The following is a 16,554-nucleotide window of genomic DNA, read 5'->3' on the forward strand; positions in this document are numbered from 1 at the left end:
GCGAAGCGTGCCCACCATCAAGAACAGGGCGTGTGTTGGTGGGCACGCTTCGCTTTGCCCACCCTACGCACCGGCGCTTATCCGCCGCGCGCGGCTTCGAGGGCTTGCGGGGTGTCGATGTCGAGAAAGGCGCTTTGGCCGTCGACGGGCACTTCGGCTACCGCTTCGGCGTGCTTGGCGATCAGGTGGCGCGCGCCGATGTCGCCGTCGAGCGTCATCAATTCCTTGAAGAAGCGCCGCGACCACAGCACGGGATTGCCGCGCCTGCCTTCGCTGACGGGCACCGCGATCAAATGGCCGCGGTCGGGTGCAAAGGCGTCGATGAGCCGATCGATCAAGGACGCGTCGATCAGCGGCATGTCGCCGAGGCAGATCACTGCGCCGTCGACGCTGTCGGATACCGCGGAGACACCCGCTTTCACTGAGCTCGCGAGCCCGCCGGCGAAATCCGGATTGCGCACGAATTTCACCTTCAGCCCCTGCAGCGCCTGCTCGACCAGTTCGGCCTGATGGCCGGTGACGAAGATCACCTCGGAGGCCTTCGACGCCAGCGCCTGCTCGGCCGCGATACGCACGAGCTTCTTGCCGTCGATCTCCGCAAGCAGCTTGTTGGGGCCGCCCATCCGCGTCGAACGGCCGGCGGCGAGCACGATGGCGGCGACGTTGCGATTGCCTTCGGTGTCGGAGCCCGTGCGCGGCTGCGGCCGCGTCACGATCTCCATCAAGAGCCCGCCGACGCCCATGCCGGTGAGCTCGGCCCGCGTGACCTTGATCCCCGCAAGCAGGCGCATCAGCACCCAGTCAAATCCATTCTCGACCGGAGAGCGCGCGCAGCCCGGCGCACCCAGCACCGGCACCTTCCCCGCGCTGCCGATCAGGAGCAGATTGCCCGGATCGACCGGCATGCCGAAATGCTCGACCGCGCCGCCGATCCCGGTGATCGCGGCCGGGATCACGTCGCGCCGGTCCGCGATCGCGGAAGCACCGAACACGATCACGAGTTCGGCGCCAAGCGCGAGCAATTCCTTGATCGAGGCGGCCAGGGCCTTCTCCTCATGCGGCACGCGGCGCTCGGCGATAATGCTGGCGCCCGCGGGGGCGAGCCGCTCGGCGGTCACGCGGAGCGTCTTCTCGATCACCTTTGGCGACAGGCCCGGCAGCATCGTCGAGACGATGCCGACCTTCTTGATGACGTAAGGCGCAACCCGCAGCGTCTCGCGCGCGGCGACGGCGACTGCCGCGTCGCGCAAGCTCGCTTCGACACCGAAAGGAATGAGCTTGACGGTGGCGATCATCTCGCCTTCGACCACCGGCTTGAACGCAGTCAGCGTCGCGAGCGTGATCGCCTCGTCGACGCCGTTGATGCGATCGACCGCGGCACGGTCGACCACCAGCACGCCGGCGCGTCCCGCGAACAAATTGGCGCGGCCGGTAAAGGCGCGCTCGACATTGACGCCGTCGCCGGCAATGGCCTGCGCGATGCTGGCCGCGGCAACATCTTCGGAGACGTCACCCTCATCGAGCCGCACGACGACGATTTCCTTCACCCCGGCCTTATCCAAGGCCTCCACTTCGGCAGGGCCGATCGTGGTGCCCTTCTTCAGCACCAGCGATCCCTGCCGCAGGGTGTGAACGGTGACGCCGCCAATCGCGTCACGCGGACTGGCAGGCCCGAACTTCATGCTGCAACTTCTTTCTCTTTCGGCGGCAACCGCAGCGTCGCGGTGATCTCCGCCATGATGGCGACCGCGATCTCCGACGGCGATACCGCACCAATGTCGAGTCCGATCGGCGCATGGATGCGCGCGATGTCACTTTCCTTCGCGCCCTGGGCGCGCAGCCGTTCGCCGCGCTTGGCATGCGTCTTCCGCGAACCGAGCGCCCCGATATAGAAGCACTCGCGTTCGAAGGCGTGCAGCAGCGCGGGATCGTCGATCTTCGGATCGTGGGTCACCGCGACAAAAGCGGTGTAGTGATCGACATTGAGCGGCGGCAGTGCGACGTCGGGCCATTCCGCGACCAGGGGCACGTCAGGAAAACGTTCGGGGCTCGCAAATGCCGTGCGCGGATCGACGACGGTGACCTCATAGTCCAGCGACCGCGCCAGCGGCGCCAAGGCCTGGCTGATATGGACGGCGCCGATGATCACGAGCTTTGCGGTCGGCGCATAGACGTTGAGGAACAGCTTCTTGCCGCCGACCTCGACGTTGGTGCTCTTGCCCATGCGCAATGCTTTGGAAAGCTCGGCATTGAGCGGATCGGCGGCAAAGTCCTTTGCCTTCACCAGCCGCTGCTCGCCATTGGCGGTATCGGTGACGACGATCACCGGGCGCCGCGCGGCGCGCTCGGCATTCAGCTCCTTCAGGGTTTCGAGCTTCACGGCTAGCCCACCTTCTCGACGAAGACGCGGATGGTGCCGCCGCAGGACAGGCCAACATTCCAGGCGGTCTCGTCGGCCACGCCGAATTCCAGCATCCTCGGCTGGCCGCTCGAGATCACGTCGAGCGCCTCAGTCACCACGGCGCCTTCGACGCAGCCGCCCGAGACCGAACCCAGGAACGTACCCTCGTCGTTGATGACGAGGCTCGATCCAGCCGGACGCGGCGCCGAGCCCCAGGTCTCCACCACGGTGGCCAGCGCCACCCCATGGCCTGCCTTCTGCCAGTCCTCAGCCGCCTTCAGGATGTCTTCGTCGCGATTGAGCATTTGAGAACCCTCTTCAAGCTACGGAGCGGATCAGGCTGCGATGATGAGGCGGCGGCGGGGCCGAAAGCGCCTCGATCAGCCCCTGGATGGAACTCAAGTTATGCACCGGGCGGAATTCGTCAACGTGGGGCAGCATCATTTTGATGCCCTGCGCCTTGGGCTCGAAGGCGCTGTAGCGCAGCAGCGGGTTGAGCCAGATCAGGCGGCGGCAGGAACGATGCAGCCGGTCCATCTCGAAGGCAAGCTTGGCGTCCGCCTCGCGCTCCAGCCCGTCGGAGATCAGCAGCACGATCGCGCCCTGCCCCAGCACCCGGCGAGCCCACAGCTTGTTGAAGGTGTGCAGCGAGGTCGCGATCCTTGTGCCGCCGGCCCAGTCCTCGACGCTTGAGGAGCAGCTTGCCAGCGCCTCGTCGGGATCGCGCTGCCGCAGCGCCCGCGTCACGTTGGTCAGGCGGGTGCCGAACAGGAACACCGAGACGCGCTTGCGGGCATCGGTGATGGCATGCAGGAAGTGCAGGAACAGGCGGGTATATTCGCTCATCGATCCCGAGATATCGAGCAGCGCCACGATCGGCGCCGGCTTGTCGATGCGGCCGAGCTTGCGGATGTCGACGATCTCGCCGCCGGTGCGCAAGGAATTGCGGATGGTGCGGCGCATATCGAGCCGGAGGCCGCGGGCGTCCGGCCGGTAGCGGCGCGTCTCCAGCTCGGCCTGCGGCAAGCTCATCTTGGCGATGGCGCGGGTGACCTCGGCGATCTCGGCCGCGCTCATCTGCGCAAAGTCTTTCTTCTGCAAGATCTCGCGGTCGGAGACCGAGAGCTTGAGTTCCTGCGCCTGCTCCTGCGGCCGCTCCTCGCGGCTCGCGGGCTGCGACAGCGCTTCCTGCACGCGGCGCGAGGCCGGCGGCGGCTTCTTCTTGGCGTGGTCGGGCAGCGGCACCGAGTCCAGCATGCTCTTCCACTCCTCGGCGGCGCGGAAGAACAGGTCGAAGGCCTGGGCAAAGATCAGCGCATGCTCATGGCGCTTGACGAAGATCGCTTCCAGCGTGGCGTAGAAATCGGCGCGGTTGCCGACTTCGATGAGCTGCAGCGCATTGAGCGCGTCGATCACCGAGCCCGGCCCGACCGGCAACCCGGCCGCCCGCAGCGCGCGGGCAAAGCCGACGACATTGTCGGCCATGTGCCCGGTCGGCGGCGCAAGGTGGTTGATGGGCATCGGCTCTCTCCCATCGTCATTCCGGGATGCGCCGCTAGGCGCAGGCCCGGAATCCATCCCGCCGCAGAACAAGTGGTGAAATGGATTCCGGGCTCGCGCTGCGCGCGCTCCGGAATGACGAGTGTCGTGTATGACGCGCGAGCAGCTACGTCTCGCTCGTCGCTTCCTTCAAAACCTTCTGCAGCGTATCGCCCTGCATGCGCGCGATGTCATCCTGGTACTTCAGGAGCGCACCGAGGGTCTCGCCGACCACTTGCGGCGTCAGCGAGCGGGCATCGAGCTCAGAGAGCGCGGTGGCCCAGTCGATGGTCTCGGCGACGCCGGGCGACTTGTAGAAATCCTGGTTGCGCAGCGCCTGCACGAAGCGGACCACCTGCTGCGACAGCTTGGCCGAAATATTCGGCACCCGCGACTTGACGATCGCGAGCTCGCGCTCGGCTGTGGGATAGTCGACCCAGTGATAGAGACAGCGCCGCTTCAGCGCGTCGTGGATCTCGCGGGTGCGGTTGGAGGTGATGATCACGATCGGCGGCGCCGGCGCCTTCACCGTGCCGAGCTCGGGGATCGTCACCTGGAAGTCCGACAGGATCTCCAGAAGATAGGCCTCGAACGCCTCGTCCGCGCGGTCGAGCTCGTCGATCAGGAGCACCGGCGGGCCGGCGACGTCAGGCTCCAGCGCCTGCAGCAGCGGCCGCTTGATCAGGAAACGCTCGGCGAAGATGTCGCTCGCGAGCTGATCGCGGTCAGTGTCGCCGGAGGCTTCCGCGAGGCGGATCGCGATCATCTGCGCCGCGCTGCTCCACTCGTAGACCGCGGAGGCGACGTCGAGGCCCTCGTAGCATTGCAGGCGGATCAGCTTCCGCCCGAGCGCTGAAGACAGCACCTTGGCGATCTCGGTCTTGCCGACGCCGGCCTCGCCTTCCAGGAACAACGGCCGGCCCATGCGCAGCGCGAGATAGGTCACGGTCGCGAGCGACCGCTCGGCGAGATAGCCGCGCGAGGTCAGGAGCTCGAGCAGCACATCGACGGATTTCGGGAGCGTCGATGCGGTCATGGGAAAGCCGGTGTTGGAGCCAAAGCAGCCTGCACTATCACGCTTTAGCGTTAGCAGCTTCGACCGCCCGGCGCGCCAGCACCCCGATCAAATGCGCGCGATATTCGGCACTGCCATGCAGGTCGCTGTTCAGCCCTTCCGGGGATACGTTGATCCCCTCTAGCACCTTGGGCGAGAAGCGCTTCTGCAGGGCCTCCTCGAAAGCGGTGACGCGGAACACGCCGTCCGAGCCGGCGCCGGTAACGGCGACGCGGACGTCCGACGGCCGCCGTGCCACGAACACGCCGACCAGCGCATAGCGCGAGGCCTGGTTGCGGAACTTGACGTAAGCCGCCTTCTTCGGAACCGGAAACCGCACCTTGGTGATGATCTCGTCGGCCTCGAGCGCGGTCGAGAACAGGCCCTGGAAGAACTCCTCGGCCTTGAGCCGCCGCTTGTTGGTGACGATGGTCGCGCCCAGCGCCAGCACGGCGGCCGGATAGTCCGCGGTCGGGTCGTTGTTCGCCAGCGAGCCGCCGATGGTGCCGCGATGGCGCACGGCGGGATCGCCGATCCCTCCCGCGAGGTCGGCGAGCGCCGGGATCGCCTCGCCGACGACGGCGGAGCTGGCGACCTCGGCATGCTTGGCGGTGGCGCCGATCGCAAGCGCGCGGCCTTTCATCTCGATGGTGTCGAGGCCTTCGACATGAGAGAGGTCGACCAGATGCGGCGGGCTCGCGAGCCGCTGCTTCATCACCGGCACCAGCGTGTGGCCGCCGGCGATCAGCTTGGCATCCTCGTTCTTCACCAGCAGATTGGCGGCCTGTCGCACGGTCGCCGGACGATGATACTTGAATTCATACATTGGAATGCCCCGGAATTTTCAACAGCGATCGCGATGCAATGCGCTGAGGTTCAAGCGAGATCGGACTTCGCCATCGCCTTGGCGCCGGCGGCGATCGAGGCGACGATGTTCTGATAGCCGGTGCAGCGGCACAGATTGCCTTCGAGCTCTTCGCGGATCACCTCGTCGGAAAGCTCGTTTCCCTTGCGGTGCACCATGTCGACCGCGGTCATGATCATGCCGGGCGTGCAGAAGCCGCACTGCAGGCCATGATTCTCGCGGAACGCTTCCTGCATCGGATGCAGCGGCCCGCCATCCGGCGCCAGTCCCTCGATGGTCTTGACCTCATGGCCGTCGGCCATCACCGCAAGCGTGGTGCACGACTTCACGGCCTTGCCGTCGAGATGCACGACGCAGGCGCCGCATTGCGAGGTGTCGCAACCGACATGGGTCCCGGTCAACCGCAGGTTTTCACGCAGGAATTGAACGAGAAGGGTACGGGGGTCGACGTTAGCGGTGACGGGATTGCCGTTCACGATCAGGGAAATCTTGGCCATCAGCACTCTCTTGATCTGCTCTGCCGCATATCGACAGAACAGGCGTTTATAACCGTTCCAAAAGCCATAATATGGGCCATCACCGCAATGGGCAACCTCGCCCCTCGCATGGCCGGATGACGTCGGGCCGTTCTGGCGCCGTTGTGCGGCGCCACTAGTCTTTATTTATTTGACTCAGCCCTGCACGGCCTTGGCGAAATTCGCGAAGAATTCATCGGCCAGTTTCTTGGCCGCGCCGTTGATCAGGCGCTGGCCGAGTTGGGCGAGCTTGCCGCCGATCTGCGCCTCGACGTTGTAACTCAAGAGTGTGCCGCCATCCTTCTCGGCAAGCGCGACCGTCGCGCCGCCCTTGGCGAATCCGGCAACCCCGCCCTCGCCTTCGCCCGAGATCTTGTAGCCGTTGGGCGGATCCAGATCGGACAGCATGACCTTGCCCTTGAAGCGCGCCGAGACCGGGCCGACCTTCATCTTGGCAACGGCGCGAAAGCCGTTGTCCTCGGTCCTCTCCAATTCCTCGCAGCCGGGGATGCAGACCTTCAGCACCTCGGGGTCGTTGAGCTTGGCCCACACGGCCTCGCGCGACGCCGCAAGCTGGACTTCGCCGGTCATTGTCATTGCCATGAGAGCCTCCCCGATCGCATCGAACCAACACCCAAGTAAAGCACGGCGGCCACAAAGGAAAGACCGGCATCCGACCACGAGCGATGCATATTCGCAGCGCAGCAAAACGGAGACCGCCCCTTGTGATGGCGCCGGGCTCGATCAAGAAGGGCCATTGGCAGCGGCAGCCGGGAATGATTAGGTCGCGCGCGATGAACACATCCCTTTCCCCTCTGCTGGCACCGATGCTGTCAAGCGCCGCGATGCGCGCGGTGTGCGACGATGCCGCTTGCTTGCAGAATATGCTTGATTTCGAGGCAGCGCTGGCGCGCGCCGAAGCAGCGGTCGGCGTGATTCCGAATGCCGCGGCCGGCCCGATCGGCGCGGCCTGCAAGGCCGAATCATTCGACCGCGCGGCGCTCGCGGAAGCCGCCGTTCGGTCGGGCAACCTGGCGATCCCGCTGGTCAAGGCGCTTACCGCCGAGGTGGCCAAGGCCAGCAAGGAGGCCGCGCGCTATGTGCATTGGGGCGCGACCAGCCAGGACGTCATCGACACCGCGACGATGCTCACTCTGCGCGCCGGCATCGATGTGTTGCTCGCCGAACTCGACCGCGCCATCACAGGCTTTGCCAAACTCGCCCGCGAGCATCGCGACACCGCGGTGGTTGCGCGCACCTGGCTGCAGCACGCGCTGCCGATGCCGTTCGGCCTCAAGCTCGCCGAATATGCCGCAAGCCTGCACCGCTCGCGGAGGCGCCTGCAGCGGCTGCACCGCGAGGCACTGGCGCTGCAATTCGGCGGCGCGGCCGGCACGCTGGCCGCGCTCGGCGACAAAGGCATGGCAGTGGCGGAAAAACTGGCGCAGGAGCTTGGCCTGCCGCTGCCGGAGGCGCCCTGGCACACCCACCGCGACCGCATCGCGGACATCGCCTCCGGCTTTGCCATCGTCTGCGGAAGCTGCGGCAAGATCGCCCGCGACGTCTCCTTGATGATGCAGACCGACGTCGCCGAGGCGTTCGAGCCATCGGGCGAAGGCCGCGGCGGCTCCTCCACCATGCCGCACAAGCGCAATCCCGTTGCTGCCGCAACCGCGCTCGCCGCCGCCACCATGGCCCCCAATCTCGCCGCGACGATCCTTGCCGCGCAGATCCAGGACCACGAGCGCAGCGCGGGGCCGTGGCATGCAGAATGGCCGACCTTGCCGACGCTGATGCTGGTCACCTCAGGCGCGCTCGCCGCCACCGTCGAACTCGCCGAGGGCCTGGAAGTCGACGCCGCGCGCATGCGCGTCAACCTCGATGCCACCCGTGGGCTGATCATGGCCGAAGCGGTGTCGATGGCGCTCGCCGAAAAGCTCGGCAAGAGCGAGGCGCATCACCTGATCGAAGCCGCCAGCAAGAAGGCGGTCGCCGAGCAGAAGCATTTGCGCGACGTGCTGATGGCGGATCCTCAGGTCACCGCGCAGCTTGCCGCGGACCGGATCGAAAACCTGTTCGCGCCGATGTCCTATCAGGGCGCCTCGCAGGCGCTGATCGACCGCCTGCTCGCCTCGCTGAGCGACAAATGAAAGTGCCGATGAGTCTCTCGGATGTCATTGCCGGGCTTGCCCCGGCAATCCATCTTCTTCGATAGACTCTCTTTTGGATGGATGCCCGGATCAAGTCCGGGCATGACAGCGGAGTTTTAGAACCATGCCGATGATCGACGCCGACGGATGCCTGCTCAACGTCCAGGTCGAAGGCCGCGACGGCGGACCGACGCTGATGCTGTCGAATTCGCTGGGCTGCACGTTGCAGATGTGGGAACCGCAGATGAAGGCGCTGACGCAGGTGTTCCGCGTCATCCGCTACGACCGGCGCGGCCATGGCAAGTCGCAGGTCCCTCCCGGCCCCTATTCGATGGAGCGTTTCGGCCGCGACGTGCTGGCGATCCTCGACGACCTCAATATCGAAAAGACGCATTGGTGCGGCCTGTCGATGGGCGGCATGGTCGGGCAATGGCTGGGGGCCAACGCGCCCGAACGCTTCGGCAAGATCATCCTCTCCAACACCGCCTGCTACTACCCGGACCCGACCAACTGGCACAATCGCATCAAGGCGGTGAAGGAAGGCGGCCTCGCCGCGGTCGCCGACACCGTGATCGCGGGCTGGCTGACGGCGGATTTCCGCGAGCGCGAGCCGCAGATCGCAGCCCGCATGAAGGCGATGCTGTTGGCCTCGCCAGCGGAGGGTTACATCGCCTGCTGCGAAGCCCTGAGCACGCTCGACCAGCGCGAGCTGCTCCCGAAGATCAAGAGCCCGACGCTGGTGATCGCCGGCCGTCACGATATGGCAACGCCGATCTCGGCTGGGGAATTCATCCGCAGCCGCATCCCGGGTGCCAGCATGACGATCCTCGATGCCGCGCATATTTCCAACGTCGAGCAGTCGCACGCCTTCACGGACGCCGTGGTCGGCTTCCTGACGCAACGCTAGGTTCCAACAACGTCGTCATTGCGAGCGAAGCGAAGCAATCCATACTGCGCCCGCGGATGCAATGGATTGCTTCGTCGCTTCGCTCCTCGCAATGACAGGAGGAGAGAGACAATCATGGACGACGACAAGCGCCGCGACGAGGGCATGACCCAGCGCCGCAAAGTGCTCGGCAATGAATGGGTCGATAAATCGATTACCAATCGCAACGCCTTCAACACCGACTTCCAGGACCTGATCACGCGCTATGCCTGGGGCGATATCTGGACGCGGCCGCATTTCGATCATCGCACGCGGCGGGTACTGGTCATCGGCACCATGGTCGCGCTCGGGCAGTGGGACGAATTCCGCCTGCATGTGCGTGCCGCCCTCACCGAAGGCGGCTTTTCGCCTGACGATATCAAGGAGATCCTGCTGCAGCAGGCGATCTATTGCGGCGTCCCCGCCGCCAACCATGCGGTGAAGGAAGCCTCGGCGATTATCGCCGAGCTAGGGCTGTTGAAGGGATAATTTGCCGGCCGGCACGCTGGTATCGGTCTCGTCGCGCACCTCGGCCAGCCGCGGCGCGGCGCCCTCGACCACCAGCACGATGCCGATGCCGACCAGCATCAACAGTTCGGTCGCATGCAGCCGCAGCGCCTCGGCCTCGCCGGCCACGGACGCCGCCAGCATGCTGACGAAGCTGAGCACGCTGCCGAGCACGAGCGCCATACCGAGCGTCTCATCGCCGCCGCCGCGCTCGCGCACCGAGCGAAGCGAAAGCAGCACCAGATACAGCGTGAAAAAGGCAACTGTGGTGATCCGCACCAGCGCCAGCAGCCAGGCGATACGCACGCTCGCGATGCCCGACAGATGCAGATGATCGCTGATGAAGAACCCGATCGACACGCTCGGCCGTTCATAGAGACCGCGGACCGGCGAGGCCATGATCTGGAAGGCGATGCTCGCCCACGCCGGGATGAAATAGGCCGCAAGCAGCGCGCCGCAAAAGGAGCTGATCCGCCAGTTCGTCGACATCTGCCGCTCCCTGCTTGTTCCGCTCGCCCGACGCGCGATGGCGGGTATGTCGCGAGGTAACTTCGTTGGAACTGAAGCGGCAATCTAAACCCTTTATTAACCTTAATTGGGGCGGGCCGCTGTGGACGGCGTCCAAAAGAAAGTCCCGCCTTTCGGCAGGACTTCCCTTTTGCTCTCGCTTGGACGGGAAACTAGCGCACCTGACCCGGGTCCTGCGGTTGGCCGGGTTTCTGGCCCTGACGGTTCGGGTCTTGCTGCTGCTGGCCGGGCTTGCTGCCGCCGCCCTGCTGCTGGCCGGGCTTCTGGCCCGGATTTTGATTCTGCTGACCCGGGTTCTGGTTCTGATTGGCCATTCACAAATCTCCCTGGTTGGACCTGGTCCCTTCGAACCAGGCACGGGCCAACGCGGGAACCAGGACGCTGTTTCGGTGGGAACCGTCACGTCACGGTGAGGCAAATGCTGGATCGGGAACCGCCGGTAAAACTACCTCTGTACAAGCCCTTGATGCCGCAGCTAGCGCTGTTGCCGCCCAAGGGGTTCCACTGTTAGAAAATGATACGACGCGTCGGACAAGGCTGCCGGGAGCCCTCGCCGCGTCGCTCTCTCACAAGCGGCAGCGCATGGATTATTTCGCCCAGCAACTCATCAACGGCCTCGTGCTCGGCTCGATCTATGGGCTGATCGCGATCGGCTACACCATGGTCTATGGCATCGTCGGCATGATCAATTTCGCCCATGGCGACATCTTCATGATCGGCGGTTTCATCGCGCTGATCTCCTTTTTGGTGCTGGTCTCGCTCGGCCTCACCGCGATCCCGCTGGTGCTGTTCATCGTGCTCCTGGTGTCGATGGCGATCACCGCGCTCTATGGCTGGACGGTGGAGCGTATCGCCTACCGGCCGCTGCGGCATTCGTTCCGCCTGGCGCCGATGCTCTCAGCCATCGGCATGTCCTTCGTGCTGACGAATTTCTCGCAAGTCGCGCAAGGCGCGCGCGTGAAACCGGTGCCGCCGATCATCACCGGCGGCTACACGCTGCATGAGGGTGAAAGCGGCTTCGTGGTGCAGCTCTCCAACATCCAGATCATCGTCGTGCTCGCCACCGTGGTGCTGCTCGCGCTGTTCACCTGGCTGGTGTCGCGCACGCGGCTCGGGCGCGACATGCGCGCCTGCGAGCAGGACCAGACCATGGCGGCGCTGCTCGGCGTCGACGTCGACCGCACCATCTCCATGACCTTCGTGATCGGCGCCGCGCTCGCCGCCGTCGCCGGCATGATGTACCTGCTCTACTATGGCCTGGTCGATTTCTTCATGGGCTTCGTCGCCGGCATCAAGGCGTTCACCGCCGCGGTCCTCGGCGGCATCGGCTCGCTGCCCGGCGCGATGCTGGGAGGACTGGCGATCGGGCTGATCGAGACATTCTGGTCGGCCTATTTCTCGGTCGAGTACAAGGACGTCGCCGCCTTCTCCATCCTGATCGTGGTTCTGATCTTCCTTCCGACCGGCCTGCTCGGCCGGCCTGAAGTCGAAAAAGTCTGACGGGCGGCCGCGTGACCACGTCAGCGCTCGAGAAGAAGCCGGCGTCGCGCGCGAGCGGCGCCGCCTTCATCCTCAAGAAAGCCACCATCAGTGCCTTGGTCGCGCTGGTGCTGTTCTCGTTGATGATCGGCGTCCGCACCGAGGCCGGCCCGCAAGGCGGGCTGATCTACTGGACGCGGTTCGGCGATCTCGCCGCCATCGTCGCTGCCGTGTTCGGCGGCAGCATCGTCATCGAGCTGCTGCGGCAATGGTGGGGTCCCGCCGACAAAGTCCGCGTCGTTCCGCCGGCGGTACAAAATGCGCTGTCGCTCGCCGGACGCCTGATCGCGCCGGCGCTGCTGATCTTCACCTTCCTGGTGCCGGTGATCTTCTATGATCAGCGCTACATCCTCGATCTCGCGATCCTCGTGCTCACCTATGTGATGCTCGGTTGGGGACTGAACGTGGTCGTCGGCCTCGCCGGCCTGCTCGATCTCGGCTATGTCGCCTTCTACGCCGTCGGTGCCTATTCCTACGCGCTGCTCGCCACCAATTTCGGACTGTCGTTCTGGGTCTGCCTGCCGCTCGCCGGCATCCTCGCCGCGTTCTGGGGCGTGCTGCTCGGCTTTCCCGTGCTCAGATTGCGCGGCGACTATCTCGCGATCGTGACGCTGGCGTTCGGCGAGATCATCCGCCTCGTCATCATCAACTGGCAAAGCCTCACCGGCGGGCCGAACGGCATCTCCGGCATCCCACGACCGACCCTGTTCGGCATTCCGCTCTCGCCGGGCGAAGACGGGCTCGCGGCGCGGCTCGGCATCGAGTTCTCGCCGACGCACCGCATCGTGTTCCTGTTCTATTTGATCCTGGCGATGGCGCTGCTGACCAACTGGGTCACGATCCGCCTTCGCCGCCTGCCGATCGGCCGCGCCTGGGAGGCGCTGCGCGAGGACGAGGTCGCCTGCCGCGCGCTCGGCATCAACACCACTACGACCAAACTCACGGCCTTTGCCACCGGCGCGATGTTCGGCGGCTTTGCCGGCGCGTTCTTCGCGACGCGCCAGGGCTTCATCAGCCCGGAATCCTTCACCTTCCAGGAATCGGCGCTGGTGCTCGCCATCGTCGTGCTCGGCGGCATGGGCTCGCAGCTCGGCGTCGCGCTGGCTGCGCTGGCGATGATCGGCGGCTTCGAGCTGTTCCGCGGCCTCGACCAGTACCGCATGCTGGTGTTCGGAATGGCGATGGTGCTGCTCATGATCTGGCGGCCGCGCGGACTGATCGGGCATCGTGCCCCGACCGTCTATCTCGAACGCAACCAGGCGATCTCCTCCGACCTCGTCAAGGAGGGACACGGATGAGCGGTGAGACCATCCTCTCCGTCAAGGGCCTGTCGATGCGGTTCGGCGGCATCGTTGCCGTGAACGATCTCTCCTTCGATGCCGGACGGCGCAAGATCACCGCGTTAATCGGCCCGAACGGCGCCGGCAAGACCACCGTCTTCAACTGCATCACCGGCTTCTACAGGCCGAGCGGCGGCTCGATCGCGCTGACCCATGACGACGGCAAGACGATCCAGCTCGAACGTCTGAACGATTTCCGCATCTCCAAGCAGGCGCGCGTGGCGCGCACCTTCCAGAACATCCGCCTGTTCCCCGGCATGACGGCGCTGGAGAATCTGATGGTGGCGCAGCACAACGCGCTGATGCGCGCCTCCGGCCTGACCTTCCTCGGCCTGATCGGCGCGCCGTCCTGGCGCAGCGCGGAAGCACGCGCGATCGAGCTGGCGCGCACCTGGCTGACGCGCGTCGGCCTGCTCGACCGCGCCGACGATGCCGCCGGCAACCTTCCCTATGGCGACCAGCGCCGGCTCGAGATCGCGCGCGCGATGTGCACCGAGCCCGCGCTGCTCTGCCTCGACGAGCCCGCCGCCGGCCTGAACGCGCGCGAGAGCGCCGCCTTGAGCGAGCTCTTGCTCTCGATCCGCACCGAACAGGGCACCTCGATCCTCTTGATCGAGCACGACATGTCCGTGGTGATGGAGATTTCCGACCACGTCGTGGTGATGGATTACGGCGTCAAGATCGCCGAAGGCACGCCACAATCCGTCCGCGACGATCCCAAGGTGATCGCCGCCTATCTCGGCGCCGACGAGGAAGAAGCCATCGCCGTCATGGAGAGCGGCACGTGATTGGACGCTCCGACAAGAGTTCACACTGCAAAGTGCTTGTAGCCGCGCGTTCTCTGTCCCCGTCATGCCCGGGCTTCTCCCGGGCATCCACGCCCTTTCTGCGACACCACCGGAACGTGGATGGCCGGGACAAGCCCGGCCATGACGGCTGCGAGGTTGCCCTATGACCTCAACCTCTCCCCTCCTCGCGATCCGCGGACTGCGCGCGGCCTACGGCAAGATCGAAGCCCTCAAGGGCGTCGATCTCGAGATCAATGCCGGCGAGATCGTTGCGCTGATCGGGGCCAACGGTGCCGGCAAGTCGACGCTGATGATGACGATCTTCGGCAAGCCGCGCGCCCGCGCCGGGGCGATCGAGTTCGACGGCGATGACATCACCGGCGTGCCGACGCACGAGATCGCGCGGCTTAGGATCGCGCAGTCGCCCGAGGGGCGCCGGATCTTTCCGCGCATGAGCGTCGCGGAAAACCTGCAGATGGGCGCTGACGTGACCGAGTGCAGCGAAGCGGAACGCGCCGCCGTGCTGGAACGCGTGTTCACGCTGTTCCCCCGGCTCAAGGAACGCGTCAACCAGCGTGGCGGCACGCTCTCCGGCGGCGAGCAGCAGATGCTGGCCATCGGCCGCGCGCTGATGAGCCGCCCGCGCCTGTTGATGCTGGATGAGCCTTCGCTCGGCCTCGCGCCGCTGATCGCACGCCAGATCTTCGACGCGATCCGCACCCTGAACCGCCAGGATGGCCTGACCGTCCTGATCGTCGAGCAGAACGCCAACCACGCACTGAAACTCGCCCATCGCGGTTACGTCATGGTCAACGGGCTGATCACGCTGTCTGGAACCGGCGGCGAGCTGTTGCAGCGGCCGGAGATCCGCGCTGCCTATCTGGAAGGCGGCCGGCGGGGCTAGCTGATCGGCGCCCGTCCTGCGGCAAGATGCTGCGAAGGGCGCGTGCATTTGCCTGAAAAATGCCGATGACTTCACGGCAAATTCAGTCGACAATGCCGTCGGTTTCGTATCCGGCGGCGCGCCGGATGCTTCCCTTAAGCGATGACCACGGGGACTCCACATGAAATCACTCAAGCTGATTGGCCTTGCACTCGGCGCTTCGCTCGCACTGTCGGCGAGCGCATTCGCGCAGGATATCACCATCGCAGTGGCGGGCCCGATGACGGGCTCCGAATCCGCGTTCGGCCGGCAGATGAAGAACGGCGCCGAACAGGCGGTTTCCGATCTCAATGCCGCGGGCGGCGTGCTCGGCAAGAAGCTCAAGCTCGAGGTCGGCGACGATGCCTGCGATCCCAAGCAGGCGCGCTCGGTCGCGGAAAAACTCTCCAGCGCGCGGATCCCCTTCGTCGCCGGTCACTTCTGCTCGTCGTCGTCGATCCCGGCATCGGAAGCCTATGCCGACGGCAACACGCTGCAGATCACGCCGGCCTCGACCAACCCGCTGTTCACCGAACGCAAGCTCTGGAACGTCGCGCGCGTCTGCGGCCGTGACGACCAGCAGGGCCTGGTCGCCGCCGAGTACATCCTGAAGAATTTCAAGGGTAAGAACGTCGCAATCCTCAACGACAAGACGACCTACGGCAAGGGCCTCGCGGACGAGACCAAGAAGGCGCTGAACAAGGCCGGCTTCCAGGAGAAGATGTTCGAGTCCTACAACAAGGGCGACAAGGATTTTAACTCCATCGTCTCGCGGCTCAAACGCGACAACATCGATCTCGTCTATGTCGGCGGCTATCACCAGGAGGCCGGCCTGATCCTGCGCCAGATGCGCGACCAGGGCCTGCAGACGGTGCTGATGGCGGGCGATGCCATGAACGACAAGGAGTTCGCCTCGATCACCGGCCCCGCCGCCGAAGGCACGCTGTTCACCTTCGGTCCCGATCCGCGCAACAAGCCGACCGCGAAAGCCATCGTCGAGAAGTTCAAGGCCAAGAACATCGATCCCGAAGGCTACACACTCTACACCTACGCCGCGATGCAGGTGTGGTCACAGGCGGTCGCCAAGGTCGGCTCCACTGATCCGAAGAAGGTGATGGACGCGATCAAGGCCGGCGAGTGGGACACCGTGCTCGGCAAGATGGCCTTCGACGCCAAGGGCGATATCAAGGCGATCGACTACGTCGTCTACAAGTGGGACGCCAAGGGCAACTACGCCGAAGTGAATCCGAAGGGATCGTAAGACCAATCACCGCCGTCATTGCGAGCGGAGCGAAGCAATCCACTCTTCCGCTTGCGGCGCTATGGATTGCTTCGCTTCGCTCGCAATGACGCTGTGGATGCCTTGGGTGCGACAAACCAACCCGACGGGCAAATCACCTAAAAGTCTGTCCAGACTATCAGCGAAAAATAAACCGCTTAACCCGTCGGGCAAATCAGTGATTTAACTCCGCGCGTCTCAC

The 16,554-nt window shown here is 65.1% G+C and carries 18 protein-coding genes; 8 read left to right on the plus strand and 10 right to left on the minus strand.

Annotated features, from left to right (window positions below; all coding sequences use genetic code 11):
• Positions 1 to 77: 77 nt before the first annotated feature.
• The 8 genes from YY7_RS0129260 to YY7_RS0129295 form a co-directional block, all read right to left on the minus strand.
• Entirely contained in the window at positions 78 to 1,682 is a 1,605-nt protein-coding gene (locus YY7_RS0129260) for an NTP transferase domain-containing protein (RefSeq protein WP_028166335.1), read from the minus strand.
• Positions 1,679 to 2,380, minus strand: coding sequence for an XdhC family protein (locus YY7_RS0129265; protein ID WP_028166336.1), 702 nt, complete (start codon positions 2,378 to 2,380; stop codon positions 1,679 to 1,681). Before YY7_RS0129265 ends, YY7_RS0129260 begins: the two co-directional genes overlap by 4 nt.
• A gap of 2 nt (positions 2,381 to 2,382) precedes the next feature.
• A complete protein-coding gene (locus tag YY7_RS0129270; RefSeq protein ID WP_027582816.1) occupies positions 2,383 to 2,706 on the minus strand; it encodes an XdhC family protein in 324 nt (107 codons plus the stop codon).
• 13 nt (positions 2,707 to 2,719) lie between these two features.
• The gene (locus YY7_RS0129275; RefSeq protein WP_028166337.1) at positions 2,720 to 3,922 is read right to left on the minus strand and encodes a vWA domain-containing protein; all 1,203 of its coding nucleotides are present in this window, start codon (positions 3,920 to 3,922) and stop codon (positions 2,720 to 2,722) included.
• Between the two features lie 145 nt (positions 3,923 to 4,067).
• The gene (locus YY7_RS0129280) at positions 4,068 to 4,976 is read right to left on the minus strand and encodes an AAA family ATPase (RefSeq protein WP_028166338.1); all 909 of its coding nucleotides are present in this window, start codon (positions 4,974 to 4,976) and stop codon (positions 4,068 to 4,070) included.
• Between the two features lie 37 nt (positions 4,977 to 5,013).
• Positions 5,014 to 5,820, minus strand: a complete 807-nt coding sequence (locus tag YY7_RS0129285) for an FAD binding domain-containing protein (protein ID WP_028166339.1) — start codon at positions 5,818 to 5,820, stop codon at positions 5,014 to 5,016.
• 50 nt (positions 5,821 to 5,870) lie between these two features.
• Positions 5,871 to 6,356 (minus strand): (2Fe-2S)-binding protein, encoded by a 486-nt coding sequence (locus YY7_RS0129290; RefSeq protein ID WP_028166340.1) that lies wholly within the window; start codon positions 6,354 to 6,356, stop codon positions 5,871 to 5,873.
• A 174-nt stretch (positions 6,357 to 6,530) separates the two neighbouring features.
• The gene (locus YY7_RS0129295) at positions 6,531 to 6,977 is read right to left on the minus strand and encodes an SRPBCC family protein (protein WP_028166341.1); all 447 of its coding nucleotides are present in this window, start codon (positions 6,975 to 6,977) and stop codon (positions 6,531 to 6,533) included.
• A 191-nt stretch (positions 6,978 to 7,168) separates the two neighbouring features.
• Between YY7_RS0129295 and YY7_RS0129300 the strand changes: the two genes are divergently transcribed.
• The 3 genes from YY7_RS0129300 (at position 7,169) to YY7_RS0129310 (ending at position 9,938) form a co-directional block, all read left to right on the plus strand.
• Positions 7,169 to 8,524, plus strand: coding sequence for a 3-carboxy-cis,cis-muconate cycloisomerase (locus YY7_RS0129300; RefSeq protein WP_028166342.1), 1,356 nt, complete (start codon positions 7,169 to 7,171; stop codon positions 8,522 to 8,524).
• Positions 8,525 to 8,648: 124 nt separating this feature from the next.
• Positions 8,649 to 9,431 (plus strand): 3-oxoadipate enol-lactonase, encoded by a 783-nt coding sequence (pcaD, locus tag YY7_RS0129305; RefSeq protein ID WP_028166343.1) that lies wholly within the window; start codon positions 8,649 to 8,651, stop codon positions 9,429 to 9,431.
• Positions 9,432 to 9,545: 114 nt separating this feature from the next.
• Positions 9,546 to 9,938 carry a carboxymuconolactone decarboxylase family protein gene (locus YY7_RS0129310; protein WP_028166344.1) on the plus strand — a complete coding sequence of 131 codons (393 nt, stop codon included), beginning with the start codon at positions 9,546 to 9,548 and terminating at the stop codon, positions 9,936 to 9,938.
• On the opposite strand, the gene YY7_RS0129315 is transcribed toward YY7_RS0129310, so the two are convergent.
• On the minus strand, positions 9,918 to 10,445 hold the full coding sequence (locus YY7_RS0129315) for a hypothetical protein (RefSeq protein WP_028166345.1): 528 nt from the start codon (positions 10,443 to 10,445) through the stop codon (positions 9,918 to 9,920). The genes YY7_RS0129310 and YY7_RS0129315 overlap by 21 nt on opposite strands.
• 191 nt (positions 10,446 to 10,636) lie before the next feature.
• On the minus strand, positions 10,637 to 10,798 hold the full coding sequence (locus tag YY7_RS62110) for a hypothetical protein (RefSeq protein ID WP_196237351.1): 162 nt from the start codon (positions 10,796 to 10,798) through the stop codon (positions 10,637 to 10,639).
• Positions 10,799 to 11,066: 268 nt separating this feature from the next.
• On the opposite strand from YY7_RS62110, the gene YY7_RS0129325 reads away from it, so the two are divergent.
• The 5 genes from YY7_RS0129325 (at position 11,067) to YY7_RS0129345 (ending at position 16,334) form a co-directional block, all read left to right on the plus strand.
• The gene (locus tag YY7_RS0129325; protein ID WP_028166346.1) at positions 11,067 to 11,984 is read left to right on the plus strand and encodes an ABC transporter permease subunit; all 918 of its coding nucleotides are present in this window, start codon (positions 11,067 to 11,069) and stop codon (positions 11,982 to 11,984) included.
• Between the two features lie 11 nt (positions 11,985 to 11,995).
• The gene (gene livM, locus YY7_RS0129330) at positions 11,996 to 13,321 is read left to right on the plus strand and encodes a high-affinity branched-chain amino acid ABC transporter permease LivM (protein ID WP_028166347.1); all 1,326 of its coding nucleotides are present in this window, start codon (positions 11,996 to 11,998) and stop codon (positions 13,319 to 13,321) included.
• Positions 13,318 to 14,151, plus strand: a complete 834-nt coding sequence (locus YY7_RS0129335) for an ABC transporter ATP-binding protein (RefSeq protein WP_028166348.1) — start codon at positions 13,318 to 13,320, stop codon at positions 14,149 to 14,151. The genes livM and YY7_RS0129335 overlap by 4 nt, the downstream gene beginning before the upstream one ends.
• Before the next feature lie 163 nt (positions 14,152 to 14,314).
• The gene (locus YY7_RS0129340; protein WP_028166349.1) at positions 14,315 to 15,055 is read left to right on the plus strand and encodes an ABC transporter ATP-binding protein; all 741 of its coding nucleotides are present in this window, start codon (positions 14,315 to 14,317) and stop codon (positions 15,053 to 15,055) included.
• A gap of 160 nt (positions 15,056 to 15,215) precedes the next feature.
• The gene (locus YY7_RS0129345) at positions 15,216 to 16,334 is read left to right on the plus strand and encodes a branched-chain amino acid ABC transporter substrate-binding protein (RefSeq protein WP_028166350.1); all 1,119 of its coding nucleotides are present in this window, start codon (positions 15,216 to 15,218) and stop codon (positions 16,332 to 16,334) included.
• The last annotated feature ends 220 nt before the right edge of the window (positions 16,335 to 16,554 follow it).

Source organism: Bradyrhizobium elkanii WSM2783 (assembly GCF_000472865.1).
Taxonomy (GTDB): Bacteria; Pseudomonadota; Alphaproteobacteria; order Rhizobiales; family Xanthobacteraceae; genus Bradyrhizobium; species Bradyrhizobium elkanii_A.

What these genes read in the sequence shown, in the direction of transcription:
- pcaD (WP_028166343.1), top strand. Translation starts at nt 8,649, where the DNA reads ATGCCGATGATCGACGCCGACGGATGCCTGCTCAACGTCCAGGTCGAA.
- YY7_RS0129290 (WP_028166340.1), bottom strand. Translation starts at nt 6,356, where the DNA reads ATGGCCAAGATTTCCCTGATCGTGAACGGCAATCCCGTCACCGCTAAC.
- YY7_RS0129295 (WP_028166341.1), bottom strand. Translation starts at nt 6,977, where the DNA reads ATGGCAATGACAATGACCGGCGAAGTCCAGCTTGCGGCGTCGCGCGAG.
- YY7_RS0129285 (WP_028166339.1), bottom strand. Translation starts at nt 5,820, where the DNA reads ATGTATGAATTCAAGTATCATCGTCCGGCGACCGTGCGACAGGCCGCC.
- YY7_RS0129260 (WP_028166335.1), bottom strand. Translation starts at nt 1,682, where the DNA reads ATGAAGTTCGGGCCTGCCAGTCCGCGTGACGCGATTGGCGGCGTCACC.
- YY7_RS0129270 (WP_027582816.1), bottom strand. Translation starts at nt 2,706, where the DNA reads ATGCTCAATCGCGACGAAGACATCCTGAAGGCGGCTGAGGACTGGCAG.
- YY7_RS0129280 (WP_028166338.1), bottom strand. Translation starts at nt 4,976, where the DNA reads ATGACCGCATCGACGCTCCCGAAATCCGTCGATGTGCTGCTCGAGCTC.
- YY7_RS0129345 (WP_028166350.1), top strand. Translation starts at nt 15,216, where the DNA reads ATGAAATCACTCAAGCTGATTGGCCTTGCACTCGGCGCTTCGCTCGCA.
- YY7_RS0129325 (WP_028166346.1), top strand. Translation starts at nt 11,067, where the DNA reads ATGGATTATTTCGCCCAGCAACTCATCAACGGCCTCGTGCTCGGCTCG.
- YY7_RS0129275 (WP_028166337.1), bottom strand. Translation starts at nt 3,922, where the DNA reads ATGCCCATCAACCACCTTGCGCCGCCGACCGGGCACATGGCCGACAAT.
- YY7_RS0129300 (WP_028166342.1), top strand. Translation starts at nt 7,169, where the DNA reads ATGAACACATCCCTTTCCCCTCTGCTGGCACCGATGCTGTCAAGCGCC.
- YY7_RS0129315 (WP_028166345.1), bottom strand. Translation starts at nt 10,445, where the DNA reads ATGTCGACGAACTGGCGGATCAGCTCCTTTTGCGGCGCGCTGCTTGCG.
- YY7_RS62110 (WP_196237351.1), bottom strand. Translation starts at nt 10,798, where the DNA reads ATGGCCAATCAGAACCAGAACCCGGGTCAGCAGAATCAAAATCCGGGC.
- YY7_RS0129335 (WP_028166348.1), top strand. Translation starts at nt 13,318, where the DNA reads ATGAGCGGTGAGACCATCCTCTCCGTCAAGGGCCTGTCGATGCGGTTC.
- YY7_RS0129340 (WP_028166349.1), top strand. Translation starts at nt 14,315, where the DNA reads ATGACCTCAACCTCTCCCCTCCTCGCGATCCGCGGACTGCGCGCGGCC.
- YY7_RS0129310 (WP_028166344.1), top strand. Translation starts at nt 9,546, where the DNA reads ATGGACGACGACAAGCGCCGCGACGAGGGCATGACCCAGCGCCGCAAA.